Annotated in this window: 21 protein-coding genes, 4 tRNA genes and 1 pseudogene; 8 read left to right on the top strand and 18 right to left on the bottom strand. The window is 35.8% G+C overall.

Annotated features, from left to right (window positions below; genetic code table 11):
* Nucleotides 1-229: 229 nt before the first annotated feature.
* Entirely contained in the window at nt 230-1,321 is a 1,092-nt protein-coding gene (locus J536_RS10520; protein WP_032062853.1) for a DUF6670 family protein, read from the bottom strand.
* A gap of 413 nt (nt 1,322-1,734) precedes the next feature.
* Between J536_RS10520 and J536_RS25990 the strand changes: the two genes are divergently transcribed.
* Nucleotides 1,735-1,968 (top strand): hypothetical protein, encoded by a 234-nt coding sequence (locus tag J536_RS25990; protein ID WP_016806139.1) that lies wholly within the window; start codon nt 1,735-1,737, stop codon nt 1,966-1,968.
* Nucleotides 1,969-2,056: 88 nt separating this feature from the next.
* Here J536_RS25990 and csuE read toward each other — a convergent pair whose 3' ends face one another.
* From csuE to csuAB, 6 genes are all read right to left on the bottom strand, one after another.
* On the bottom strand, nt 2,057-3,076 hold the full coding sequence (gene csuE, locus J536_RS10515; protein ID WP_032062852.1) for a Csu fimbrial tip adhesin CsuE: 1,020 nt from the start codon (nt 3,074-3,076) through the stop codon (nt 2,057-2,059).
* Entirely contained in the window at nt 3,073-5,571 is a 2,499-nt protein-coding gene (gene csuD / locus J536_RS10510; protein ID WP_032062851.1) for a Csu fimbrial usher CsuD, read from the bottom strand. The genes csuE and csuD overlap by 4 nt, the downstream gene beginning before the upstream one ends.
* Complete coding sequence (gene csuC / locus J536_RS10505) at nt 5,568-6,401, bottom strand: Csu fimbrial biogenesis chaperone CsuC (RefSeq protein WP_155515530.1); 834 nt, start codon at nt 6,399-6,401, stop codon at nt 5,568-5,570. The genes csuD and csuC overlap by 4 nt, the downstream gene beginning before the upstream one ends.
* Nucleotides 6,395-6,913 (bottom strand): spore coat U domain-containing protein, encoded by a 519-nt coding sequence (locus J536_RS10500; RefSeq protein ID WP_032062849.1) that lies wholly within the window; start codon nt 6,911-6,913, stop codon nt 6,395-6,397. The genes csuC and J536_RS10500 overlap by 7 nt, the downstream gene beginning before the upstream one ends.
* 4 nt (nt 6,914-6,917) lie before the next feature.
* Nucleotides 6,918-7,466, bottom strand: coding sequence for a spore coat protein U domain-containing protein (locus tag J536_RS10495; RefSeq protein WP_019767583.1), 549 nt, complete (start codon nt 7,464-7,466; stop codon nt 6,918-6,920).
* Nucleotides 7,467-7,539: 73 nt separating this feature from the next.
* Nucleotides 7,540-8,076, bottom strand: coding sequence for a Csu fimbrial major subunit CsuAB (gene csuAB / locus J536_RS10490; RefSeq protein ID WP_002049140.1), 537 nt, complete (start codon nt 8,074-8,076; stop codon nt 7,540-7,542).
* 583 nt (nt 8,077-8,659) lie between these two features.
* On the opposite strand from csuAB, the gene J536_RS10485 reads away from it, so the two are divergent.
* The 3 genes and pseudogenes from J536_RS10485 to J536_RS10475 form a co-directional block, all read left to right on the top strand.
* On the top strand, nt 8,660-9,298 hold the full coding sequence (locus J536_RS10485; protein WP_017480795.1) for a TetR/AcrR family transcriptional regulator: 639 nt from the start codon (nt 8,660-8,662) through the stop codon (nt 9,296-9,298).
* A 198-nt stretch (nt 9,299-9,496) separates the two neighbouring features.
* On the top strand, nt 9,497-9,898 hold the full coding sequence (locus J536_RS10480) for a DoxX-like family protein (protein ID WP_017386491.1): 402 nt from the start codon (nt 9,497-9,499) through the stop codon (nt 9,896-9,898).
* 30 nt (nt 9,899-9,928) lie between these two features.
* Nucleotides 9,929-10,297: pseudogene (locus J536_RS10475) on the top strand (SDR family NAD(P)-dependent oxidoreductase); the annotation flags it as partial.
* A 67-nt stretch (nt 10,298-10,364) separates the two neighbouring features.
* On the opposite strand, the gene J536_RS10470 reads toward J536_RS10475, so the two are convergent.
* On the bottom strand, nt 10,365-12,200 hold the full coding sequence (locus J536_RS10470; RefSeq protein WP_032005343.1) for a monovalent cation:proton antiporter-2 (CPA2) family protein: 1,836 nt from the start codon (nt 12,198-12,200) through the stop codon (nt 10,365-10,367).
* Between the two features lie 194 nt (nt 12,201-12,394).
* Nucleotides 12,395-13,630: a sodium/glutamate symporter gene (gltS, locus tag J536_RS10465; RefSeq protein ID WP_002115276.1), complete on the bottom strand. Its 1,236-nt coding sequence runs from the start codon at nt 13,628-13,630 to the stop codon at nt 12,395-12,397.
* Between the two features lie 434 nt (nt 13,631-14,064).
* On the opposite strand from gltS, the gene J536_RS10460 reads away from it, so the two are divergent.
* On the top strand, nt 14,065-15,216 hold the full coding sequence (locus tag J536_RS10460; RefSeq protein WP_032005341.1) for an alpha/beta fold hydrolase: 1,152 nt from the start codon (nt 14,065-14,067) through the stop codon (nt 15,214-15,216).
* A gap of 706 nt (nt 15,217-15,922) precedes the next feature.
* Nucleotides 15,923-16,246, top strand: a complete 324-nt coding sequence (locus tag J536_RS25665; RefSeq protein ID WP_032005339.1) for a hypothetical protein — start codon at nt 15,923-15,925, stop codon at nt 16,244-16,246.
* Here J536_RS25665 and J536_RS10455 read toward each other — a convergent pair whose 3' ends face one another.
* The 8 genes from J536_RS10455 to J536_RS10420 all read right to left on the bottom strand — a co-directional run bounded on the left by J536_RS10455 (nt 16,247) and on the right by J536_RS10420 (nt 20,535).
* Nucleotides 16,247-16,717 carry an AnBLUF65 family BLUF photoreceptors gene (locus J536_RS10455; RefSeq protein ID WP_005073517.1) on the bottom strand — a complete coding sequence of 157 codons (471 nt, stop codon included), beginning with the start codon at nt 16,715-16,717 and terminating at the stop codon, nt 16,247-16,249.
* 278 nt (nt 16,718-16,995) lie between these two features.
* A complete protein-coding gene (locus J536_RS10450) occupies nt 16,996-17,205 on the bottom strand; it encodes a cold-shock protein (protein ID WP_002115279.1) in 210 nt (69 codons plus the stop codon).
* Nucleotides 17,206-17,666: 461 nt separating this feature from the next.
* Nucleotides 17,667-17,740: transfer RNA gene (locus J536_RS10445), tRNA-Trp, on the bottom strand.
* 66 nt (nt 17,741-17,806) lie between these two features.
* Nucleotides 17,807-17,891 (bottom strand) — tRNA-Leu (locus J536_RS10440).
* Between the two features lie 27 nt (nt 17,892-17,918).
* Nucleotides 17,919-17,992: transfer RNA gene (locus tag J536_RS10435), tRNA-Trp, on the bottom strand.
* Between the two features lie 55 nt (nt 17,993-18,047).
* Nucleotides 18,048-18,132, bottom strand: a tRNA-Leu gene (locus tag J536_RS10430).
* 92 nt (nt 18,133-18,224) lie between these two features.
* Nucleotides 18,225-19,040 (bottom strand): protein kinase domain-containing protein, encoded by an 816-nt coding sequence (locus J536_RS10425; RefSeq protein ID WP_032055531.1) that lies wholly within the window; start codon nt 19,038-19,040, stop codon nt 18,225-18,227.
* A complete protein-coding gene (locus J536_RS10420; protein ID WP_032055530.1) occupies nt 19,027-20,535 on the bottom strand; it encodes a DUF3336 domain-containing protein in 1,509 nt (502 codons plus the stop codon). The genes J536_RS10425 and J536_RS10420 overlap by 14 nt, the downstream gene beginning before the upstream one ends.
* 177 nt (nt 20,536-20,712) lie before the next feature.
* Here J536_RS10420 and J536_RS10415 point away from each other — a divergent pair, with 177 nt between their 5' ends.
* Together J536_RS10415 and J536_RS10410 are read left to right on the top strand one after the other, a co-directional pair.
* Nucleotides 20,713-21,594 carry an ATP-binding protein gene (locus J536_RS10415; protein WP_032062847.1) on the top strand — a complete coding sequence of 294 codons (882 nt, stop codon included), beginning with the start codon at nt 20,713-20,715 and terminating at the stop codon, nt 21,592-21,594.
* A 103-nt stretch (nt 21,595-21,697) separates the two neighbouring features.
* Nucleotides 21,698-22,801 carry a DUF6670 family protein gene (locus tag J536_RS10410; RefSeq protein ID WP_032062845.1) on the top strand — a complete coding sequence of 368 codons (1,104 nt, stop codon included), beginning with the start codon at nt 21,698-21,700 and terminating at the stop codon, nt 22,799-22,801.
* A gap of 2 nt (nt 22,802-22,803) precedes the next feature.
* Here the strand turns inward: J536_RS10410 and tsaD are convergent, their stop codons facing one another.
* Complete coding sequence (gene tsaD, locus J536_RS10405) at nt 22,804-23,814, bottom strand: tRNA (adenosine(37)-N6)-threonylcarbamoyltransferase complex transferase subunit TsaD (RefSeq protein WP_032062843.1); 1,011 nt, start codon at nt 23,812-23,814, stop codon at nt 22,804-22,806.
* Between the last annotated feature and the right edge of the window lie 75 nt (nt 23,815-23,889).

The raw sequence follows: 23,889 nt of genomic DNA, 5'->3' as shown, positions 1-23,889 counted from the left end.
TGCGGGAGATAATATTCAGCCTGTCAAAGCCGGCTGGCAATGTGGCCAGCAGGCAAAGGATAGTGCTCTGCCCTATTGCAGTCAAGCACACAAAATGACATCTGTTTTAAAATAGATCATTAAAAAGTAAGGATAAATAATTAAAATCTATTGTTAAATTGAGTTTATAAAACAGATATTTTCTAGTTCGCTTGAAGCTATAGATAAACAACTAAGTTTTAAAACGATTTTATCTTCTGTCAATATATTCCAGATAACCCCTTCCTACTAATGGCTGTTCATAGAATTCGCCTTGCCATGTATATGAAGAAACGAAACCAGCAGCCAATCCAAAACAATAGGGAGTGTCTACATGTGCTGAAATATCTAGAACCTTTTGATTATTGTGATAAGCAACCCAGCGAAAAGTATTTGGTAAATTCATTGGAAAACCATCAGGTGTAATCTGTGGTTCTTCTTGAAGACTGGTTACTTCAAAAAGTATATCTCCGTTGTATTGAATTGATGTTCCATCAATATGACGGTAGTAAACAGAAGTCAAAATGGGTTGGTCTTCATAGCAAATAAAAGCCAGTAATAACTGCTGTTCATGGTCAATATTAATAACTTGATAGCTAAAGACTTTTACAGGAAGTTGAATATTCTCAACTAACCATTTGTTTTTGAGCATTGAGGTCGCTACAGCTTTCCAAGACTCAAGCGTACAAAGCCCTTTAATACTCTCACTATTGCCTTTTTGTTTAATGTAGCCGTCATAATGCATCAAGACACTAAAATGCTTATAAAAATTACTATAGGCAAACCATGAAATAGCTTTGGTAGGCTTTAAATGAAGTTCTAGTTCTAAATCTTCTCTTTTAGTAATTAATATAAATTCATCACCATCCTCATGCATGACACTTTGATTGTCAAAATTAATAGCGAAAGGAGTTTGGTTAAACTTGATATCATTTTTGATTGAAAATGTCCTGTAGGCCTCAGGCGTTGTCGATAATGCTGTTCCATGTACCAAAGAAGCTGTATCCCCTTTTCCATCTTTAGACATTTGATAGTTGGTATCTGTAATCGTAAATCCAACATAACCTAATACCGAAGCCCAAGATAAATATCGAAATGGTTCAGGTAAGTCAGGAATCATGACCCCGTAATGTGTACTACCAAAGCGCTTATAAAGCGTATGAGGACTGAGTTCAAACTCTTTTGGCAATGTTGCTTGTCGTTCTGGTGTAACAGCTCCCAACAATGAGCCTGAAAGTTTGGCAACCTTTTGATTGGCTTTGTCTTTAAAACTCTTTGGTAATCTATCGCTTGAGATTAACATTTTTAAGATCCTTTATTTTTATCTACTTAAAAAATGAAGTTCCATATTAGAACTTGATAATTTGCAATTGAATGTTAATAAAGGACATCTTGATCTAAGCAAATGCACTAAAACAAAAAAGCCAACTCTTTCGAATTAGCCCTAATTACCTCACGACCACGTCTGTGAAAATTGCTTTTGATTTTATTGTTCGCAACAATCTTCATCAATTTTTGTTATGACTTTAAATTAACCTTTCTTTGTGACAATCCGATTAAAGAAACATCCAAAATCTCTCCTAAACAAACTTCATACATAAAATATGTGTTTTAGAGAACTACATCACAATTTATATAGCTGTACATTTTAAAGGCATATTCCGCTAAACGACTAAGTCTATTATGCTTAAGTCATCTAATTGTTAAGTATGTATGATGGAACAGCAAACTTTATTACAAGAACTGAACTCACTCATTGAATACTACTCAAAAAGAACCGATTGCCCGCCTACTCGTATACGTATCGGCTATAGGGCTTATGCAAAATTGATGCAGTGCCCGCCTTTTGCAGATGAAGTGATGAACTCAGCCCTAGATCCAAATAAGCGAAAATATAAGAAGTTAAAAATTAAAATTACCAAAGATGATAATCAATTGGAACTGGAATAGGTTTATAAGAACCAGAAATTTCATATTCTATTTAAAGACAAAAAGCCCATGAACTGAGCTTTTATCTTTTATAAAAAGCAAATAGTCTTTAAAACTCGACTTGTACCGTGACCGTGTCTTGGTAAGTTCCCGCTGGTACTGTATCTGCGTTTTCATCAACAATTTTTGTAGTAAACACATAATTCTGCTGAGTTACTCCATTATGTACGCCTGGGTTAATCGTTGCATTTAAACTCGACCAACGTTCGTTACCGCTTCCCCATCGATCATTCGATGAGTTCTTGAAAATATCGTATTTTAAAAATGTATCACCCGTTTGCGACTTCATAGCTCGTTGGTCGCCATTTTGAGGGGAAAGTCCATTATTTAAACTGACATAGTATGGGGTATTTACCGAGCAACGGATTCCCATAGAAGACTGGACAGGTTCAAGCTTGGAAGCAAACGCTGCTGTACCAAAGTTTACGTCTTGAGCTAAAATTCGACAGTCTGGAAGCACGGTAATGGAGAGTGAACCAAGCGAGTCCGCTCCACTTCCCCAGTTAAAACCAATACCTAATGCCCCACGCCTAAACCCAGGGCTTTCAAAGAACACCCCGATTCCCACAATCGCAACTGCGGGTACAGAATAAAACCATTTTACTTTTAACGGTGAGTCAGCTTGATACACGCCTGGTGATACACTTTGCCCAGCCGGAAGGCGGATATAGAAAGGCAAGTTGCCATCTGGTCCACTAAAAAGATTGACCAGCGTAAAGCTACTCATGTCTTTTTCTTGGCCTAAACTGATGATTTCATTATTACTATCTAAAATAACAGCATTAAGTTTTTCTCCAGTTTGAGCATTGGTAAATGAATTCGACATTTGTTCAACTCGATATTTTAGATATGTCATGTTCGCCAAAGCCAAACTAAAACCTGTACACGATAAACCCGAATTAAACTGTGAAGAGTTTTCACCGTTTTCCGTTAAATAGATAGACGGAACCGAAATAGTAGATGAACCGGAAGCACTCACACTACATGCAGCATGAGCCAAATTTCCAGCCAGCATCATTCCAGAAAACATACATAAATGGCTGAGTAATTTTTTTGTTCTTATTTTCATGGTAAAGATACCTCATGACACATAACAGGCTTAACCACCACAATCTGTTGCTTGGCTTGTTCTACATCTACAGAAAAATCTGCCTTACATACGCTCTGATCCGAACGTTGAACAGTTACGGTATTATTGGGTTTTAAGTTTTCTAAATAGACAATCCCATCCATTCCCACATAAGATGACTCTTGGTCAGCTCTATGCACCACTGAACCAACAGGAATAGGTTTTCCGTCTGTTTGAGTTAAATAAACGTTGGCAGCAATAGACTGATGAACTGGAAACTTAATCACAACACCCGAGCCGCGTTTAGCAGCAATACGTTGTTCAACTTGCGTGATGGTGAAGTTTGAAGGCAAATCGATTGGGTCGACGCTGTATTTGCCCGAATAGTAAGGCGTTACCGATGGTACAAAAATATGCCCTTTCTTATTACTGCGACCAATTAAACTGTTTTCGTATCTAACCAGAACATCTGGTACTTGATTGGTATCGACCAATGCAAAAGAATCACCTAAACGATTTGAAGCAAATATCTCCCCCGCCATATAAATAAGCGAACCAGATAGACCAAACCAGTAGTTATAGTCATGGTTTCCAGACATACCAAAGTCGGTATTGATATAACCATTGCGGTAATTGACGCGTGCCTGATTTAAATCTTCACTATTTTCATTAAAGCGTCGGGTCAAGTCGACACCCAAACCACCTTCAGAAGGAACAGAGCGGTTGAAGTTAATGTAACCAGTATCGCCTTGCTTATTAAATGCATAACCTGAGTTAACAGTCGCGTTTCGCTGAAACAGTGGTATCGAAAGTTGAAATGCAGCACTCCACTCTTTTTCAATAAAATCACGGTTCGCACTTAACGAAACAGTCGCACCATTCATATAAGTCGGCAAAACAGGTGCCCATGACAAGTTTAAGAAGCGATTTTTAAAGTCATTCGCCTTAGTATTAATATAACCGACGCCAAATGTGCCTGAGTTTTTGGTCGCAAAGTAAGTATTGGCCGTTAAGCTTTTATTGCTATTGACCGAAATTAAATTGCTATATTGCAGCCGTGAAAGATCGGTATATTCATCATCGCGCTGGTTATGGTTAATACTAAAACCAAACCGATTACGGTTATAGCTGTACCCGACCGTATATTGATTACCCTCTAAATCTTTAGCTCGATCTTCAGACATAGACTTATCGGCCTTACTTTGGCTAAAAGAAGCACTCAGCACACCTAAGTTTGCAAGCTTGAGTACAGACCCTGCACCCAATAACTGTAAGTCTGAAGAAAGTTCTGTACGACCTTCTACGGTAAACCAGTCATTGACCCCATAACGGGCATCGGCTGCACTTGCAAATTTTCCATAAGAAAAGTTCTTAAGTCCGTAGTCTTCACGAATTTTCCCTAAAGACAATGAGTAATCAAATAAGCCGGGCTTGAGCAAAGTATTAGAAATATAAAATGGGACCGCTGTTGTAACCTGACGCCCGACTGCATCGGTCGTGACCACAACAGCTTCCCCTTTACCATTAATAAAAGGAACATTGTTTAAAATAAACGGCCCAGACTGTACCTCTGTTGAACTGGTCTTTTGACCATTAATAATTAAATCGACTGTACTTGGCAACGCGGCTTGCCCAATAAACTGTGGCAATGGATAGGTAATTAAATCGGGTCGAGTTGAATAATTTCTCTGTACCTGAAAACCACCTAGACGGACAGAGCTTCCCCAAGTCGTTTTACTACCGGTAATAATGTCACCTAGTACAAAAGATGTAGCGTTATTTTGGTTATCAAATTGCCAAGATGTATCATAACGACGATAGCCATCATTGTCTAAAGACTCGGCGTTACCTTCATTTTTATATTGATTTTTGACATAGACACCAGAGTTTTTAATAACCCCTAACGGAGAGAAAAAACGCTGCTCAGTAAATAAACTACTGGTTGAACCACCTTGATAGGGTCTATAAGTATAAAAATCATAGTTATTGAGCAGCCCTATACCAGATTGAGCAACGACAGGCTTATACCATGAGTCTTTACCTAAAACTTGAGTCGGCATCCAAGCAGGTGGAAAGTTAAGCTTAAAATATTGGTTTGATGATTGATATTCATAGCTTACATCTTTCAACTTATCTAAAGATATCCAGTCACTTGCATCACCACTAAACCCCAAAGTTAAGATATCTTGATTGGTTAAAGCGGTCTCGTTGTTTGTCAGTAGCTCCTGAGGAATGTGAATTTCTAACTCATCGATCAGCTTGTTTTTTTGTATGAAGTACTCATCATTTTTAACAATGACAGGCACAACCTGCTGAACTGAATATTGGTTTACAACCAAGTCTAGATATAGCTTAAACAATTGATTAATTTCGTTAATATCTTTTGGTGGTGGAGGCAAATCGCCAGCAACAGCAACATTTGGAATATTTGAGCATCCACCCGACAACAAAATTAGCAAAATACTTTTGCATAAATTATTATGCCGAAGGATCATGTTGGATCCTCCATTTTTGTGATTTCGATCAACTCTTGTTTTATGCCAGAGCTATCAACACCATAAATTTTAGAAGTTTTTAACAATTCATTTGCAGTCGTCTTATCAATAGCAAACTTCACAGTACTATTCGATAAAACATAGCCAAAAGCAGCTTTCCCTAAAGAAATATCATTGCCAGTTTTTGAAGTTTTAAGTGCCGAAAGACGCGCAAATTTCTGTCCATTATTTTTTAAATATAGCTCAGACTGGCCTTTGTCATTGTTACGGACGGACCACTGTAAAACGGGTTTGGCTAAAGGATTTTTTGCATTCGCTTTTTGGCTCTCTTCAGTTAAGCCACTACCCAGACCTTTTCCATAGGCAAATAACGGAATTGAGTAACGCATTTGGAAACTCACTTTAGAAGCGTCTTGCTCGTTTCCATCAGAAAGGCGAATCGGTAACTCATCTACAATCAACCGATATGACTGTTCTTTGCCATCTGGCAAATTGACGCTTTTGGTTAAACGAAGCATATGCTTCTCACCTGCTTTAATTTTAGCTACAGGCGGGCTTGGTATAATTTCGGATTGCTCATTATAGTTATCTTCTAAGCCATCTTGATTCCATTTAAACACTCGAATTTGCACCATCGCATCGGTCTTGCCGGTATTTTGAAGCCAAACCGCTGTTGCTTTTTCATTGGCTTCAATTTTTGGATAAATAGGCCAAATTAAAAAAGTTGCTTGCGCCATCACAGGTGTAACAAGTGATAATGTACTTGCAAATAAAAAAGATTTTAAAATGCCATTTTTAATAAATGCAGAATTGTTCATACAAATCACCATGTAATCATTATTGAAACAGTATCTTTATAAATTCCAGCAGTATGTGGTTCATTATTATTTTCTAAATCAACGACACCATATATTTCAAAATTTGCCAGACGGCTTGTAGGTGTTGTGGCAGGTAATAAATATTTATTACCGACAACATATTCAGTAGACAAACTGCTAGAGTTATATAACTTATAAGGCAAATAATTCGAAGATGAACCATTTTTCATACGTCTTATATTATTCTGTAGATTTTCACCACCATCTATAGAAATACTAACAGGCAAGCTTTCAGTACAACGAATATTCCAAGATTCTTTGCTATTTATAATATTAGAAACGACTTTATCTTTTGATAAAGCTGAATATTTACCAAAATCCATTTTCTGTTCGATATTATCTATTGAGCATCCATTTTCAATTTCAGCCTGAACTTTAAAACTAGAATTTAATTGAGAATCTACCGCATATACAAATGGACTTACAGATAGCAATAATATTGCTTTAAAATAAAAATATTTCATTTTCTTAAAACTCAATTGTAATTGGCACTATATCTCTATACTCACCCTTAGATATACGACCACCATCGTGTATGGCTTGACCAAAAATATCGATATTCTTTTTAGTATTCATATCATTAAGAATAAAAGCATCATTCGCTCTAATCACTTGTTTATCTAAACCATAGAGCAAGTTATAAGCAACAAAATCTCTACCATTACTTAATGCATGATAATAATTTTGTGAAAAATAAGCAGGAACTTTACTATCATTATTTCCAGAACCAAATATTATTTTTACAGTAGAAATACCAGCACACTGTATCTGTAAACCAGAGTTTCCATTATTTATCAAACTTGCGTCGATCACCCCATTAAAACCAGTTGAGGTTTCACCAAAATCAACAGTTCCGAAATTTAAATTTGTCGCATTATTTTCAACAACTTTATTATTAATAGAACAAGAAGGTAATAATTCAATTTGATTTGTTAACTTAGCTCCAATTTCACCCGCATTTAATGAAGAAATTAAAAAATAAGAAATTATAAATATAGAACCGCGATTAAATATCATCTCCCCTCCATTTAAAACAGGTTCACTCGCTTTTAAGTAAACCTGCCACTCAATCAATTATTTCTTTTTATATTTAGAAATTTACAGTAACTAATAGAGTATCTTTATAATCACCTTGGGCTTTTGCTGTGCCAGTGTTTGGAGCAATTGCACCGAAAATTGGTACCGCTGTAGCTTGGCCACTAACTGTAGTGAACTGTTGTGGCTGGTTTACAACATAAAGGTTTGTACGAGCAGCATCGCGGTAAACGTTATATGCAACTACATCAGCAGAAGCAGTATTTTTTAAAGTACGGTCTGTACGTTCACCACCATCAATTGCAACTGTAAAATCAACAGGATCCGTACCGTCACAAGTCACAGAAATATTACCGCCTGTTGCTGCTGAAGCGACTTCAGCTGTTAATACGTTGTTCCAAGTACCAGAAGTTTTACCAAAATCTAAAGTACCAAACTTGTTCATATTCCCTTCAGTTTGACTACCACCTACAGTACAGCCTGTTGAGATATTTAATTTAACGTCAACCTGTCCAGTAACAGCCGCTTGAGTATTTACCGCATAACCAGCAACTATTAATGCTGCAAGAAGTGATTTCTGAATGTTTTTCATATTCATAACCTACATATATAATGATTAGTTTTGTAGAACAAAATGAATCAAACTCAATAAATAAAATATGTCCACTTTGTTTTATATATAAAACAAACTACCTTTTACTATTGTGTGATTCTTTTCACAATTTAATAACAATTATTTAACTTGTATACACACATTACAAAAAGACTATGTTTACTTATTTAAAATTCTTTCTTTAACAGTTAAAAAAACACCTAACTAAATACCCACCCCTACTTTAAAAAAAAGTCCAAGAAATAGAGAAAATAAATATCATCTATCAAATAAAAATTAGTCAATATTTATTCAAATACAATAATTTATAGATTCAATAAAATCATAAGAAACTCATTATTATTTAAACAGGTCACACGACCTATTTTAACTATTACTTAAGAGACAAAAATAAGTCACACGACCTATTTTTTAATTTTAGATTAGGTCATATGACCGATATTAAAAAATTATAGGTCACATGACCCATAATTAGTTTAATAGAATTTAAATATTTTATTTATATTTTTCTAATTTCATGGTTTAGAATGCCTTTTTTTAAATAGTACTTACAGGCTGGATAATGATCAAAATTGATACCTTTGATACTATGCAAATAAAGAAGTCCTTTACCACACTAAAAGGACAAGAAAGAGTAAAGCAAATCTTAAAAAATGCTGAGATAGTTTTTCTTACCAAAGGTTATTCTGGTTTTAGTATGCGAGGAGTTGCAGCTCAATCGAATATTAGTTTAAGTACCTTACAGCATTATTTCCAAAATAAAGATAGTTTATTAAAAGCTTTACTCGATAAATTAATTTTCGACTATATACAGCGTATAGAAATTTTAATCAACTTAAATGCAAATGAGCCACCCTTGCATCGGTTTATGAATATTATCACCAATATAATATATGAAATAGAACAACCGGTCATTACGCATACATTTAAAGAGGTATTTTCTATTTCAGATCACTTACCCTATGTATATGATTCTTTATCAATGATACAAAAGTATAATTTTGAACTTATATATAAAATTATACTCCCTATTCATAATAAAATCTCATCAGAAGAATACAAAGAAAGAGCCATAATTATAATTACACAGCTCAACGGTTATTTAGTTCAACATTCAAACAAAAATACAGATGAATGCTATAAACAATTTCTAAGAAATATACTTTTAAAAAATATATCAAGATTAGTTAGTGAACCATAAAATTAAAAACATAGGAGTATTTCTCCTATGTTTTAATATAAAATTTTCCTATCATATCCCTACATTAATGTTAAAAAACAACCATAAGAAATGATTAAAAAAACTAGCTAGTCTTATTAGCTATTGAAGAATAAATTAAATCAAAACATAATAATCGCAATGATCAAAATTGAAATTTCAATCTTTTAGAGAATCTTAATGGATAATGCTAAAGCATTAAAATTTATAAGCTTTATGCTCGCTTTCTTGTGGTTTTATCAAGGACTGGTTCCTAAACTAATTTTTATTAACTCTGATGAAATATTTGTATGGCAAACCATCGGACTTTCTTTTGAGTATGCAAAACTTGCAGGGCGCGCGAGCGGTATAGCTGAAATTATTTTTGGTTTATTGTTTCTTTTTTATACTCATAAATATATTCACTATTTAAGTATTTTAGGTTTATTCGGTTTACTATTCTTAATTGGTTTTTTAAAACCTTCTACACTTATCTCGCCTTATAACCCTATCGTAATGAATATTTCGATGATAAGTTTATCAATTATCTATTTGCTTTTATTAAAAGAGCAAACAACTCATTTTCATAAAGCTGCTCAATAGCGTTAATTTTAAAAAAATTTAGAGATTTCAATGAGTTTATCTAGTCGTGAAGTTGGCTGCGTAGTCATCACTGGAAGCACAAAAGGTATAGGTTTAGCACTCGCCCACGCTTTTTTAGATCTGGGATGTTCAGTTGTCATCGCTGGACGAAACGCGGAGCATCTTAAGCATGCTCTCACTCACCTAGAAAATCATTTTAGTAAAGAAAAATTTATTGGTTCATGCTGTGATGTGACACAAATTGCAGATTTACAAGCCTTATGGGAGGGAGCAATTCAGCATTTTGGACAAGTAAATGTGTGGATTAATAACGCAGGCAGCTGCCACCCAACGAAAGAGTTTATTGACCTTCAGCCAGATGAATTAAATGCAGCCGTTTCAACTAATATTTTGGGCACTTAGGTACTTCCACCAATAAAAATGCTCAGTAAAAGCTTTTCTAAAAAACTCTTACTGAGCTTTATGACTAATCCACACCCTCATTCTCTGAAGTATCTTCTTTATTTAAAATCCGCCCTTCTTGTTTTGGTCGAATCAATGGCGCAGTTGGTCTTGGATGATGAGTATGTGTATATTGCATACCTGCTCCCGCATTGACGTCATCTGCAGCGATTTCAGTTTCAAAACGCTCATTATCGAGATCTCGAATTTCCTCGGTAATTCTTTCTACTTCGTCTTCATCTACACCCAGTTCTTGCAAAATCACACCGCCAAACTTAACTGCAGATTCAAACGTTTCACGAATCATAAAGTCCACTTTTTGTTTAACTAAATGCAGTGAATGCTCACGGTCATATGAACGGACTAATAATTTTGCCAAAGGAAATTCATGGGTCACGAGTTCTACAATTCTATTGGTCGTTTCCTTGCTATCTACACACACCACAATCGCTTGTGCTGTTGCGGCGCCAGACGCATGCAGAATATCTAGACGGCAACCATCGCCATAATAAATTTTAAAACCAAACTTTTCGGCGTTTCTAATCATGTCGGTATTATTATCAATAATGGTGACATCGACACCTCTTGCTAATAATAATTGACTAGTAACCTGTCCAAAGCGCCCAAAACCAATCATTAAAACACTACCGCTTAGCCCGTCAGCAATGTCGATGTTTTCTAATGAAACCTTCGTTTTTGCTTGAGTAAAACGTTTGAAAATAATACCGACTATTGGGGTCAACACCATTGAAAGCACAACAATGGCGGTTAAGTTAGATTTAACGATACTATCAATAACTTGTGCACTTAGCGCAGCCGAGAAAAGTACAAAGGCAAACTCTCCACCTTGAGCCATAAGTAAAGCGCGGTCTAACGCTTCAGTATGAGAGCTTTTCGTTACTCGGGCGACCATATAAATCATGAGCGCTTTGACAAGCATTAGGGCAATTACACCACTCACAATAAGTTGCCAGTTTTGAGCAACTACCGATAAGTCCAATGACATACCGACCCCAAGGAAAAACAGGCCCAGTAATATTCCTCGGAATGGTTCAATATCCGCTTCAATTTGATGTCTAAAGGTCGATTCAGATAAAAGTACACCCGCCAAAAAAGCACCCATCGCCATAGTCAAACCGCTGACTTGCATCAGTAACGCTGCACCCAACACCACCAATAAAGCCGCCGCAGTCATGACTTCTCGGGCTTTAGCAGCGGCCAATAGTCTAAACAATGGGTTAAGTAACCAATACCCTGCCGCAATAAGCCCTGCAATTGCGAGTAAACCAATTCCTATATTTTCTAATCGTACCGATGTGCTTTCGACCACATGATTCGGTGCCATAAAAGCAACAATAGCCAGCAATGGCACAATGAGTAAATCTTCAAATAGTAAGATGGCTACAATCTTTTGTCCTCGGGGTTGAGTCAAATCCCCCCGATCACCCAATAACTGCATCACAATCGCAGTCGAGGTTAAGACGAACCCTGCCGCACCAATAAAAGCAACTTGCCATGTAAAGCCAAATAACAGCCCAACGCCAGTCAAAGCCAGCGCGCAAATAATAATCTGTAGCGTACCAAGGCCAAAAATTTCGCGCCTAAGACTCCACAAATGTGAGGGTTGCATTTCCAAACCAATCACAAAGAGGTACATCACAATTCCCAACTCGGCAATATGCAAAATTGCGGTGGAATCTTGAAAAAAAGCAAAACCGAATGGGCCAATAATTAGACCCGCAATTAAATAACCAAGTACTGAACCTAAACCAATACGTTTAAAAATAGGAACTGCAATGACAGCAGCCGCCAATAAAACCACAGGGGCAACCAAGCTAATTGAATGTGCTTCTGAGCTCATACATTTCTCATTTTATTTATCTGCAATTTATTCTATGTGAAACGAGGTTTAAGGGCGATTATTAGTTTTGAGAAAAAGCATCCTAAAAATTAAATGATTTAAGTCATCCGAAAATAAAAATTGAGCCTATAAATAGAAATCAAATACTCATGGACAAACACCCATAAAAAAAGCCCTAACGGGCTTTTTTTATATTAGGCAATAAATTTCAGCATGAGCTGAATGACTGTCGCATTAATTAAGTCGACAAAGAATGCGCCACAAAGCGGAACAATCAAGAAAGCCTTATGCGATGGACCATACATATTAGTAATGGCTTGCATATTTGCCACGGCTGTTGGTGTTGCACCCATACCGAAACCACAATGACCTGCTGCTAATACTGCTGCATCGTAGTTTTTGCCCATGACGCGGAACGTCACAAATGCCGCATATAAAGCCATCGTAATGGTTTGCGCACCTAAAATAACTACAAGCGGACCAGCTAAGTCGGCAAGTTGCCAAAGCTTTAATGAAAGCAATGCCATTGCTAAATAAAGCGACAAAGACGCGTTACCAAATACATCAATCGCGCGGTCGAAAATATCAATTTTCAACACGCTTTCTAAAATATTTCTTAAGATTACACCGCCACCGAGTGCCCAAACGAAAGTTGGTAACTCAAACCACGTTCCCTTACTAAAGCCAGTCATAAATTCAGCAAACGCTAAACATGCTGCAAACATACCCAGTGTAGTAATTGCATTATCGGCAGTAATTAAACGGACTTGATGCGGGTTTTCAAACGGAGCAAGGTCATCTGAATTTTGTTCAAGATGTGTGTCGCGATTTTGGATTTCAGCATTGGTTTTTGGTTGAGCAAGACTGTAACGATTAATGAGTAATTTCGCTAACGGCCCACCAATCACACCACCAATAATCAAGCCAAAGGTCGCACTCGCCATACCTAATGCTAAAGCACCCTGAATACCATGCTGGGTTTCTAAAATTTCACCCCATGCGCCAGCTGTACCATGACCACCTGTTAAGGTAATTGAACCTGCAATCAAACCAATAAGTGGGTCAAGACCCAATAATGTCGCAAGGCTCATACCAACAGCATTTTGTACAACAATGAATGATGCAACACAAATTAAGAAGATGACTAAAGCAGTACCACCTTCTTTAAGCTTCATAAAATTGGCACTTAAACCAATTGAAGCAAAGAACACGAGCATAAAGCTGGTTTGTAATTCGCTACTAAAAACAATGCTATACCCCCACAAAGTGTGGACAAGTAAAGAAACTACAGCAGCAACCAAACCACCAGCTACAGGTTCAGGGATATTATAACGTTTTAAAAAATCAATTCGATTAACAAGAAAGCGGCCCAACAATAAGACGATAACCGCCGAAATTAGTGTATAAAAACCATTAAAAACAAATTCCATATATGCTACTTTCTGATTACATTCCTAATGGATTGTAAAATAATTATATTTTATTTTTTATTATTTAAAAAAAACACAAACAAACTTTACAAAAACCATCTTTATTTAAAAATAACTATATAAATCAAAATATTGTTTTAAGTATTTAGTAAAAAATCATGATGTACCCTCTCCTAAATTTCTATCTTGCTTTGAGAATTAATTTTTTTAAAAGTTTTAATGCTCGAGTGATGAAATCAAGACATCTGGTTGCCTCAATCTTATTACTCTTTTTTTAAGCAACAGTATATTGCGCTAAGCTAAGCTCTAACTTGATACATTTAAAGAAAAATCCTGTCTTTTGGGTCACTGAACTTCTGCATCATTCACTTTAATATCCTTCAAAGACCAGCTCTTTACTGTTCTGGGCAACATCTTTATAGGTTTTATATTCAATGAGTTTATTGCTTAAAGTTCGTCAGAACGTTCCACAGCTACAATCTATTAAAAAATCTCTTCAGACACGTGCTGGTCAAAAAATACCTCACATGCTGATCAATGCATCAGATCTCTTTTTCAGAGGCCCTCAAATTGCCTTATCAGGAAAAACCCCATTTGATGTGATTCATAAGCATGAAATCATTACCTTACGCCATTATAAAAATGAGACTAGCTTATCCACACATAAACACCGTGTACCTTTAGTTATTGTTCCTCCATTAGCAGTGAACATGCTCATTTACGATTTGTTCCCTACGCGTAGCTTTGTACGCTATTTTTTAGCGCAAGGTTTTGATGTCTATTTAATTGACTGGGGCATCCCGACTCGGCACCAAGCAAAATATAACTTCGGTACTTATATTAAAGTTTTCATGCCAGAGATGTTAAAGCAAGTTCGCCTACACAGCGGTCAGCAACAGCTTTCTTTACATGGTTGGAGTTTGGGCGGCGCGCTTTCGCTCTGCTATACCGCATTGTTTAAAGATAAAGATATTAAAAATCTAATTATTCTCGCTTCCCCTATCGACACACACAAAGCAGGTTATATGGGGAAACTATACGGTAGTCTTACCAAACCCGCAGAATGGGTTCGCAAACATACGCCATTTCGTATTCGCCATCATGTACCAAGTGAAGCATTTCATATTCATGGCTGGCAAAACACGCTTGGCTTTAAATTAACGGATCCGATTGGAAATTTGAAAACATATTGGGAACTTTTTAAAAATCTAGATAACCGAGAGTTTATTGTCGATCATGCAACCTCAAGTTCATTTATCGATAATATGCTGGCCTATCCGGGCGGTGTCATGCGCGATATTATTCTCCGTTTCTGGATTGATAATGAACTGTCTAAAGGTGTAGTTAAATTTGGTGAACTTACCGCCTATCTAAAAGATATTAAATGCTCTGTGTTAGCTATTGGTGGCAACACAGATATTATTGTCACAGCTGATGCTGTTAAACCACTCATGGATTTAATTAGTAGCCAAGACAAAACATTCAAGGTGGTACCAGGTGGTCATATGGGCGTAGTTTCTGGTAGTCAAGCACCCACTACGGTCTGGCCAGAAGTAAGTACTTGGTTAGCTACTCGTTCAGAATAATTAATTCAAAAGCAGTAAAGCCAGTGTAGTCAGTTCTATGCTGGCCAAAATTTAAATTTTATAAGTCTGATATTCTAGTTTTATTTATATTGCAGTAGTTTTTTCTCATAATTCAAAAGCAGCTCATTACTAGATGACACAAAAATATAAATATAATTTCCTCACTATTAATCACATTAAAAATCCTTCAACACATAAATTTTATTTATTAGAAATACAATTTAATAAAACAATATTTTATCAAATGTTAAAATTTTTTAAATAAATTAATTTTCTCTTATTAATATTTATAAATTTTAAGAAAAGTATCTCTTAAAATTGATGTTACTTTTTGTTATTTATGTAAAGCTCATCTAAACAATATATTTACTTAAGTTATTGTTAAATAAATTTTTTTGTAAATTTAATTTTGTAAAATTTGATCATTATTTATACAAATGTAGGCAATCTCTCACAATTATGTAAGCCAAAGCTTACAACTCAAATGATTGTTTTTCTTATAATTAATTTCAGTACATATAAGCACTCTTTACTATTAAATAGAAAGCTGAATATTAATAAAGAGATCTGGAGAAAATGATAAAGTCATCTTTATTAATATAAAAACTCTTAATAATAGAAAAAGAATCTCAAAAATTAATATGTACTATCTTTCCTCTGGAAACAGAGGAAAGATACTTTTTAATCATCAGATAGGGTATAGAAAATGTTTATTGCAAAAAATATATTTGTATATTTACTATCAATGTTAGCTTTATGCTTACTGATTATTTTCTTTAATTACATAGGAATGAACGAGACGATTAATCTCCTTCTCTCTTCTGCACTGTTTGGAATATTTATTACTTGGTATTTTAAAGGTAGTAGACTCTGTCTCGCCCTATTTAGCTTTTTTTATTGGGCTATGTTTGTCATTAGTCAAAGCTTAGAAGTGATATGGATGCTCGCAAGTTCAGTTATTGTATATTTAGTCATGACTAAAATATTACCTAAACTCAAGACCATCCATATTGGCGTGATAGCCAAATAGCTAAAATGGTTTCACCCCACGATTCACCATACCCACTTTCTTAACTGTGTTAATTTTAGTTTGTTCGGCAATGACTAATTCATTGATGAAAGCTTTTAAGTTTTGCTCATCAAGACGAATAGGATTAAAAGTACTTTCTCCCATTTTTAGAAAGAAAGATTCGATATTTGTATTACGTTGTACATATTTCATTGACCATCGTTGAAACGAGTTTTGTTCAATGGAATATGTACACAACCATTTAACATTGTGGTGTCTTTCATCATTTGTAATTTTTTCAAATAATCGTTCAACCACCTCTCGCTCACCTTCCAAGCATTGAAAGAAAGCATTATCGGCATAATAGAGCACCCCACAGATCTGATTCAAATCATTGAAATCTCGTGCTTCTGTCAAAATATCACGTAAATCTTGCAACAAGTCTTCATTTTTTTCGTTCCGTTGACTGGCATAACACAGGCGAACGTTCATTAGCAATTCCGTGAAATATAAAATTTCTTTATTTAAAGATTTTTTAATCTACCATATCTCTATTACTAATAATTTATATTTCACACATATTCTAAAGTTTATATTAAAAATATGTTCGATTATTAACTATAAGAGCTTAATAACTAATGATTTATATTAACAAGAAAATAAAAAGCCCTACTATTGAGGGCTTCTAATGCTCTAAAAGAACAATAAATTGCTTTAAAAGCTAAAATAAAAAAAAGCACTAAAAAGTGCTTTTTTTACTTGCTGTTATATTATTGTGGAATAATATTTACAGCATTTGGGCCTTTTTGCCCTTGAGTAACGGTAAATGTTACGCGTTGACCTTCATGCAAAGTTTTGAAACCAGAACCTGCGATTTCTTTGAAGTGAGCGAACACATCTGGACCGTTGTCTTGTTGAATGAAACCAAAACCTTTAGTTTCGTTAAACCACTTTACTGTACCACTTACTGTATTAGACATGATATATCCTACTGATTTCTAATATTTTAGAATCATTAAATAATGACCCTATCATAACTTTGAAAAAAGAATAACAAATTGAGCTTAATATCTTAAAAAACGAAGGATTATGACTAAAACTACGATACTTAAAAGAAGATTTACTAACAAGTCTTTTTTCTAGTTAACTGAATAATACAGGAAATAAATTTGTATTCAAGGCTTTTATATAAATAATTTCAATAAATTATAGTAAATAAATACAAAACAACAAGTTAGGTAAAAATATCAGCAAATTCAATATATTCCCTGCTTAAATAATAACTTATTTTGGTAAATATTCTTGAAAACACAAATTAAAAAAGATTGTTTAGAAAATAGCTTGATTCAAAATAAAAAGAGTTATTTTTTAAATTGAAATAATTTAAATTAAAAACTTTAGATAATAAAAAACTCCTAAACAGGAGCCTTATTTTATTTGATGGCAGAGGATCAAGGACTCGAACCTTGACGAACGGTTTTGGAGACCGTCATGCTACCATTACACCAATCCTCTATATTCATGATTAAACACTCAAGATTTAATCACAAAAAAAGCAAGATCATAATCTTGCTTTTTTAATGGTGGGGGCGAAGAGACTCGAACTCTTACACCTTGCGGCGCTGGAACCTAAATCCAGTGCGTCTACCAATTTCGCCACGCCCCCATCTGGGACATTTATTTAAAATAAATGTGGCAGAGGATCAAGGACTCGAACCTTGACGAACGGTTTTGGAGACCGTCATGCTACCATTACACCAATCCTCTTCCAAGATCTAGATGACCTAACATCTACATCAAACTTTAAGTTATTAACTTAAAGTGGTGGGGGCGAAGAGACTCGAACTCTTACACCTTGCGGCGCTGGAACCTAAATCCAGTGCGTCTACCAATTTCGCCACGCCCCCGATGGCTGTGTATATTAGCGATAAGATCTGACAGTGACAAGTGTTTTTTTTCTAAAAAAAACTAACCGTGTAAATTGTATACAGATACTAGATCAATGATTTTTATCAATTTGAATCTCTTTTAAGCAATTTATTGCTTCATCAGCATTTGAAAACCGATTTTGCTGTTGTTTTTGTAATAAACCTGCAAGTAAGGGATAAAAAATCAAAAACTGCGTGGGTAATTGAATGTTTAATTTTTGACAGTGCAAGACTGCCCAATCACGATAACTACCAACTTCTAAGCGAGTTTGTGTTAACCATTCATATAGAACGATGCCAAAAGCATATAAATCGCTTTGTATTCCCTTATGCCCTCCTCTAAATAGCTCAGGAGCCATATAACGAGGTGTTGCATCCATGACTGTATCGCAACTTGAAATCGGTCTCGTTTTCTCAAAATCAATTAAATAAGGCTTTTGCTGAAACTTTCTAAAATGTTCTGCCTTAACGTCACCATGAATCCAGCCAAGTTCATGAAGCTCTGCAAGCTTATTTATTGCCAACCAAATCTTACGATATACATCAGTTAAATCATTTTCATGAATCAATGAACCAAACCACACGTCACTATCAGGTAAAATTAAAACCTTACCCAAAGAATGGCCTAGCTGAGGAATTAAACTGCCCTCAATCAATCTATGAGGTAAAAGCCATGCAGGTTTTTTAAGGTGAATTTCTTTATAAAATAATTGCTCATGCATGAAATCTTGCTCACTTTGAGCATGGGTTTCAGGCAAGTGATATTTTAACCAGTAATTCTTGGCATCTATGGTACATGTCCATAAACACCGCCCTAACGCTGCACTTGTTGGCTTTGTTACACATGTCAAGTTTTCTATATGCGAAGCAAAATCATGCTTCAGCATAGTAAAACTCAGGCTGTTGTTTCTTTTCTTCAAAGCGCAAAACTTCTAAACAATGCTGAATCGTCTTACCAATACGAGCATGGGTCTCAATTGAAGAAATTTTTGGCCAAGTTGCACGTTCCCCTTCTCTTTGCAAACGCTTAAACAAATGCGGACGCGGGTTTTGCAAAGTGTAGGTATAGTGACTTAGGCTATATTTAGCAATGATATTTACATCACCATAATAACGCTGTCCCATTACGCCATATCCATGATCTAACAATCTTCTAACTGGAGATATAGAACCAAGTCGTTGACGCGTAAAGTCCATAATGCCCATTGATAGTACTTTACCTTGGCGTCTTAAAATTCTTTCAGGCCAACTTAAAACGTCTTTACGGAAGCGATCCGCATCATTTTGCATAAATGGGACAATATGTGGGTTAACCTGACTCGCAATCGTGTAGTTTAAGTTATAAAGCCGCGCCATTCTTTCTTGCGGGAAATCGCTTCTTACACTTCCATCCACCCACTTTGTATTTGCCATATAAGGTGTATGTTCACCGTCATAACGTTTACTGGTTAAACGTACCGGTGGGAATAAAATTGGCACGGCACATGAAGCCAATACAGCACTCCAAACCAAAACATTCGGTGTCATAATGGCGTTCATAATTCTTGGGTTTTCTGTTGCATCATACGGCGCTACCGCCACATTAATGTTTAAACCAGATTTTTTGAAAGCCTCTTCAAACGTAAGATCACCTAAATTCTCAATGAGGAATTTTTTCAAATATTGAACATCGGCAATTCCACCATTGCCTTTAATGAGTTCACGGAATTTTCTAAAATGAAAAGCATCACTAAAAAATTGCTCACCATTTAATAAGTTTTGGATATCTTCACTAGCAGAGGTTCCAAGCATACCTGTCATAATTGCCCCTGCACTTGAGCCAGAGAGCACTTTAGGCATTAAGTCTTGTTCAATTAAAGCCTTACATACTCCCGTATGAAAAAGTCCTAAAGTCGCCCCACCCGAAAACATAAGTGCAGGTTGTCCATATGCCTTTTCACAGTTTTCAAAAAACTCTATTTTTTCTTTTCTTTGAAACGTAATGCATTCACTTGAAGCGATGTAAGCCAAGCTTTGGCTAACTTCTTCAATATAGTCTTCAATTAACTTTTTTGTACCGACATGTGTTGCGGCAAAAAGCATTGGATGACCAATATTTGCAATATCGTAGGTTAGACCTTCTTTAAGTAAATAGATGAGGTCTAATGTGCGATGTTGCTGGCGATATCTTTTGAGCAAAGTGTATCGATAAGAAATCAGTTCGGCATCGAAGTAAGGTGAACTATTATCAAACTTCCACTCTTGCACACCTGTTTCTTCATCTAGTTTTAATGCAAAAGACTTCCATTCCTCATAAGATTCAGCCATGTCTAATTGACGTTGTAATTTTTTGATACGGTAAGCCTGATGTGGATTCATATCACTTCGTATTTTTTCAAACATATTTCGTCCTCATCTTCCCAGATGATTTTACTGAATAGACATCACAACACTATGCTCGGTCTGAACATTTCAATCAATTGCAAAACCGATAAAGTGGATAGGTAATAAGTTTTTTGTCAGCCTGTTAATTTCGGTGTTAGTATCCTATCAAACACTGTTTAACATGATTGACTTACCATGGCTACCATTGATTTACCGGACAATTTAGTTCAAACATTATCACTTGTATTAAATCAGTTACAGCAAGTCTTGCCTGAGCCTCGACAAGAAACAGATTTTACTGCACCTGCTTTTAGATGGGAAAATCAGCAACTTAATGCCATCTATACGCCAAAAAATATTTATCTTGATGACTTAAAAGGCATTGAGCGTCAAAAAGAAAAAATTATTCAAAATACTTTGCAATTTTTAAATGACCTACCAGCGAATGATGTGCTGTTAACAGGCTCACGTGGTACAGGAAAATCATCTATTGTTCGTGCTTTATTAACTGAGTATGCCCCTCAAGGATTACGTTTAATTGAAATTGAACGTGATGATTTATCAGACTTACCCAAAATTCAAAAACTCATTCAAAATCGCCCTGAAAAATATATCGTCTATTGTGATGACTTGGCTTTTAATGCCGAAGATGAAAATTACCGTAGTCTAAAAAGTGTATTAGATGGTTCATTACAGTCAGGTTCAAGTAATTTTATTATTTATGCAACCAGTAACCGTCGCCACCTGTTACCAGAATTCATGCATGAAAATACACCTGTAACTAAGGTCGATGTTCCCCAATATACTGAACTACATCCACAAGAAGCGATTGAGGAAAAGATCTCTTTGTCGGATCGGTTTGGTCTATGGCTATCTTTTTATCCAATGGATCAAAACCTATATTTAGAAATCGTTGAGCATTATCTTGATAAAGCAAACATGCCTTTCAATGATGAAGTTCGTGCAGAAAGTCTACGTTGGTGTCAGATGCGGGGTCAGCGCTCTGGTCGAGCTGCTTATCAGTTTTCTAAGCATTGGATTGGTTTAAACGCCTTAAAAGATTTGTCTAACAATTAAATAAAATGTCCCGCAAAGCCTTAGCTTTGGCCTATAAACCGCTTAGCTTTGGCAGTTGTTTTTCATAACCTAAAACAAAGATAGCCCTTCTTTAGGTTTATATATGAAAAAGCAATTGCCAAAAATTTCTCCAACAAGTAAAACGCTTGGTAAAAGTTTATTACTTGCACAAGGCGTTTTAGACCAAGCAAAAAAATATTCAACTCTTCCTTTTACTCAAGCTCATATTATCCGTCCACGAGTTGACGAAAAATATTATAGCTGGACACATTACGGTATCTTTTTCCCGCTTTTACCAGAGCCGCATCGTTACTTAAATATTATGATTTTAATCGGTACGCCCGGTGCACTTGCTTTTGACCATGATGATATCATCACTGGAAATCCTAGAAAAACAGCTACTTTCTTTTCAAGTACAGCTGCTCTGGAACAAGCTTTACTGAAGGCCTATATCATTCCCGAAGATACAAAAATTAATAAAGATGGGACCTTAATAGAACTAGGTCAGGAAATTTCAATTCAAGGCAAATTTCCGCACATCCATATTAATGGAGATTATGACGGGTTTGATTTCGACTTTGATATCGATATCACTTCACATGTTTCATGGTTTATAAAAACACCAATCTATGGTCATTTTAGCTTATTGGCAAAGTTTAAAGGTTTTCTAAACTATCAAGCAGAACGCATTGAAACCCAAGGACTTTGTACTTACGAATATGCTCGAGCAGTTGGTCCTCACTCCATCACAAATAAACTTATTCCTGATGTATATAAACTACCACTTGATTTTTTCACTTATCAAATCATCAATTTAAATGAAACCACTCAGCTTCTTCTTACCAAAGCCGATATTGCAGGACAAACAGCTGCATATACCCTACATATTAGACATCTGGACCAGCCAGCTGAAATTTATACAGATGTAAGCTTTGATATTATTTCGCATCAAGTTGATGACTTTGTTTCACCTAGTGGGCAAAAAATGCGACTTCCAAAATATTTTTCTTGGATCGCTAGAAATGAGGCAAAGCAAATTATCTTAAACATTCAGGCAGAAATTGACTGCCCATTCCGCTATGGTCATGGGCGAGGTTATGCGAGTAGCTATATATTTACAGGTCATTATTTTGGTAATGAAGTTCAAGGCCGTGGTTACATCGAATATATTAATATCGAAAACCAACATGCTTTTGAAGATGAATAATTTTACTCAGGAATAGTGAGTTCAGTCATCGGCCAGCGCGGCGTGGTCGTTACCGCTAAACCATCATGCTGACCTGCTTTTAAACGTTGATATCCAGCAAAAGCAATCATTGCCCCATTATCAGTACATAAAGCAGGCTCTGCATAATAAACTTGCGCTTTAATTTTCGCCAAAGAGGTTTCTAATTGCTCGCGTAGTCTTAAATTTGCGCTAACTCCACCTGCAATCACTAAACGTTTAAGTCCAGTTTGCTTTAAAGCTTTTACTGATTTTTTTACCAAGGTATCTACAATTGCTTCTTGGAATGAAGCAGCAATATCAGCGTCACGATTTTCGCCATTCAATTTTTTCAATTGAACAGAAACAGCTGTTTTTAAACCACTAAAAGAAAAATCCAAGCCTTGATGAAGCATAGGTCTTGGAAACTCAAAAGCTAATGGATCTCCAGACAATGCAAGTTTTGCGATATTTGGCCCACCTGGATATGGCAAGCTCATCATTTTGGCAACTTTATCAAAAGCTTCGCCCGCAGCATCATCAATAGACTCACCCAATAGTTCATATTGACCAATAGCGTGGGCCGCCATCAATTGTGTATGCCCACCTGAAACTAACAATGCTACAAACGGAAATTCAGGTGGTTGACTTGAAAGTAATGGGGCCAACATATGACCTTCCATATGGTGAACACCAATTGCAGGCTTATTTAAAGAAAAAGCTAAAGTTCTGCCAAACAGTGCACCTGTCATTAATGCTCCCATTAAGCCAGGACCGCGCGTATAAGCAACCGCATTAATCTCTTGTTTTGTTACACCACTTTGTTCAAGCAATTGATTCATTAAAGGAATTAATTTACGAACATGGTCACGAGAAGCAAGTTCAGGTACTACGCCACCATATTCAGCATGAAGTTTAATCTGGCTATAAAGAACCTGTCCCCGTAAGCCGAGTTCGCTATCATAAAGTGCCAACCCTGTTTCATCACAAGAAGTTTCCAAGCCTAAAACAATCATCAAAACTGCCTTTTATATGAGTCAAAATATTGCAATCGCTATTATAGACTTGTGATATGAGTTGTAAATGAGTAA

It is taken from the genome of Acinetobacter sp. 809848 (genome assembly GCF_000581275.1).
Taxonomy (GTDB): Bacteria; Pseudomonadota; Gammaproteobacteria; order Pseudomonadales; family Moraxellaceae; genus Acinetobacter; species Acinetobacter pittii.
Note: the sequence above shows the minus strand (reverse complement) of the source record. Positions and strands in the feature narration are given on the sequence as shown.

Coding starts and splice junctions, on each gene's coding strand:
- J536_RS10520 (WP_032062853.1), bottom strand. CDS start 1,321: ATGTTAATCTCAAGCGATAGATTACCAAAGAGTTTTAAAGACAAAGCC.
- J536_RS25990 (WP_016806139.1), top strand. CDS start 1,735: ATGGAACAGCAAACTTTATTACAAGAACTGAACTCACTCATTGAATAC.
- csuE (WP_032062852.1), bottom strand. CDS start 3,076: ATGAAAATAAGAACAAAAAAATTACTCAGCCATTTATGTATGTTTTCT.
- csuD (WP_032062851.1), bottom strand. CDS start 5,571: ATGATCCTTCGGCATAATAATTTATGCAAAAGTATTTTGCTAATTTTG.
- csuC (WP_155515530.1), bottom strand. CDS start 6,401: ATGGTGATTTGTATGAACAATTCTGCATTTATTAAAAATGGCATTTTA.
- J536_RS10500 (WP_032062849.1), bottom strand. CDS start 6,913: ATGAAATATTTTTATTTTAAAGCAATATTATTGCTATCTGTAAGTCCA.
- J536_RS10495 (WP_019767583.1), bottom strand. CDS start 7,466: ATGATATTTAATCGCGGTTCTATATTTATAATTTCTTATTTTTTAATT.
- csuAB (WP_002049140.1), bottom strand. CDS start 8,076: ATGAAAAACATTCAGAAATCACTTCTTGCAGCATTAATAGTTGCTGGT.
- J536_RS10485 (WP_017480795.1), top strand. CDS start 8,660: ATGATCAAAATTGATACCTTTGATACTATGCAAATAAAGAAGTCCTTT.
- J536_RS10480 (WP_017386491.1), top strand. CDS start 9,497: ATGGATAATGCTAAAGCATTAAAATTTATAAGCTTTATGCTCGCTTTC.
- J536_RS10470 (WP_032005343.1), bottom strand. CDS start 12,200: ATGAGCTCAGAAGCACATTCAATTAGCTTGGTTGCCCCTGTGGTTTTA.
- gltS (WP_002115276.1), bottom strand. CDS start 13,630: ATGGAATTTGTTTTTAATGGTTTTTATACACTAATTTCGGCGGTTATC.
- J536_RS10460 (WP_032005341.1), top strand. CDS start 14,065: ATGAGTTTATTGCTTAAAGTTCGTCAGAACGTTCCACAGCTACAATCT.
- J536_RS25665 (WP_032005339.1), top strand. CDS start 15,923: ATGTTTATTGCAAAAAATATATTTGTATATTTACTATCAATGTTAGCT.
- J536_RS10455 (WP_005073517.1), bottom strand. CDS start 16,717: ATGAACGTTCGCCTGTGTTATGCCAGTCAACGGAACGAAAAAAATGAA.
- J536_RS10450 (WP_002115279.1), bottom strand. CDS start 17,205: ATGTCTAATACAGTAAGTGGTACAGTAAAGTGGTTTAACGAAACTAAA.
- J536_RS10425 (WP_032055531.1), bottom strand. CDS start 19,040: ATGCTGAAGCATGATTTTGCTTCGCATATAGAAAACTTGACATGTGTA.
- J536_RS10420 (WP_032055530.1), bottom strand. CDS start 20,535: ATGTTTGAAAAAATACGAAGTGATATGAATCCACATCAGGCTTACCGT.
- J536_RS10415 (WP_032062847.1), top strand. CDS start 20,713: ATGGCTACCATTGATTTACCGGACAATTTAGTTCAAACATTATCACTT.
- J536_RS10410 (WP_032062845.1), top strand. CDS start 21,698: ATGAAAAAGCAATTGCCAAAAATTTCTCCAACAAGTAAAACGCTTGGT.
- tsaD (WP_032062843.1), bottom strand. CDS start 23,814: ATGATTGTTTTAGGCTTGGAAACTTCTTGTGATGAAACAGGGTTGGCA.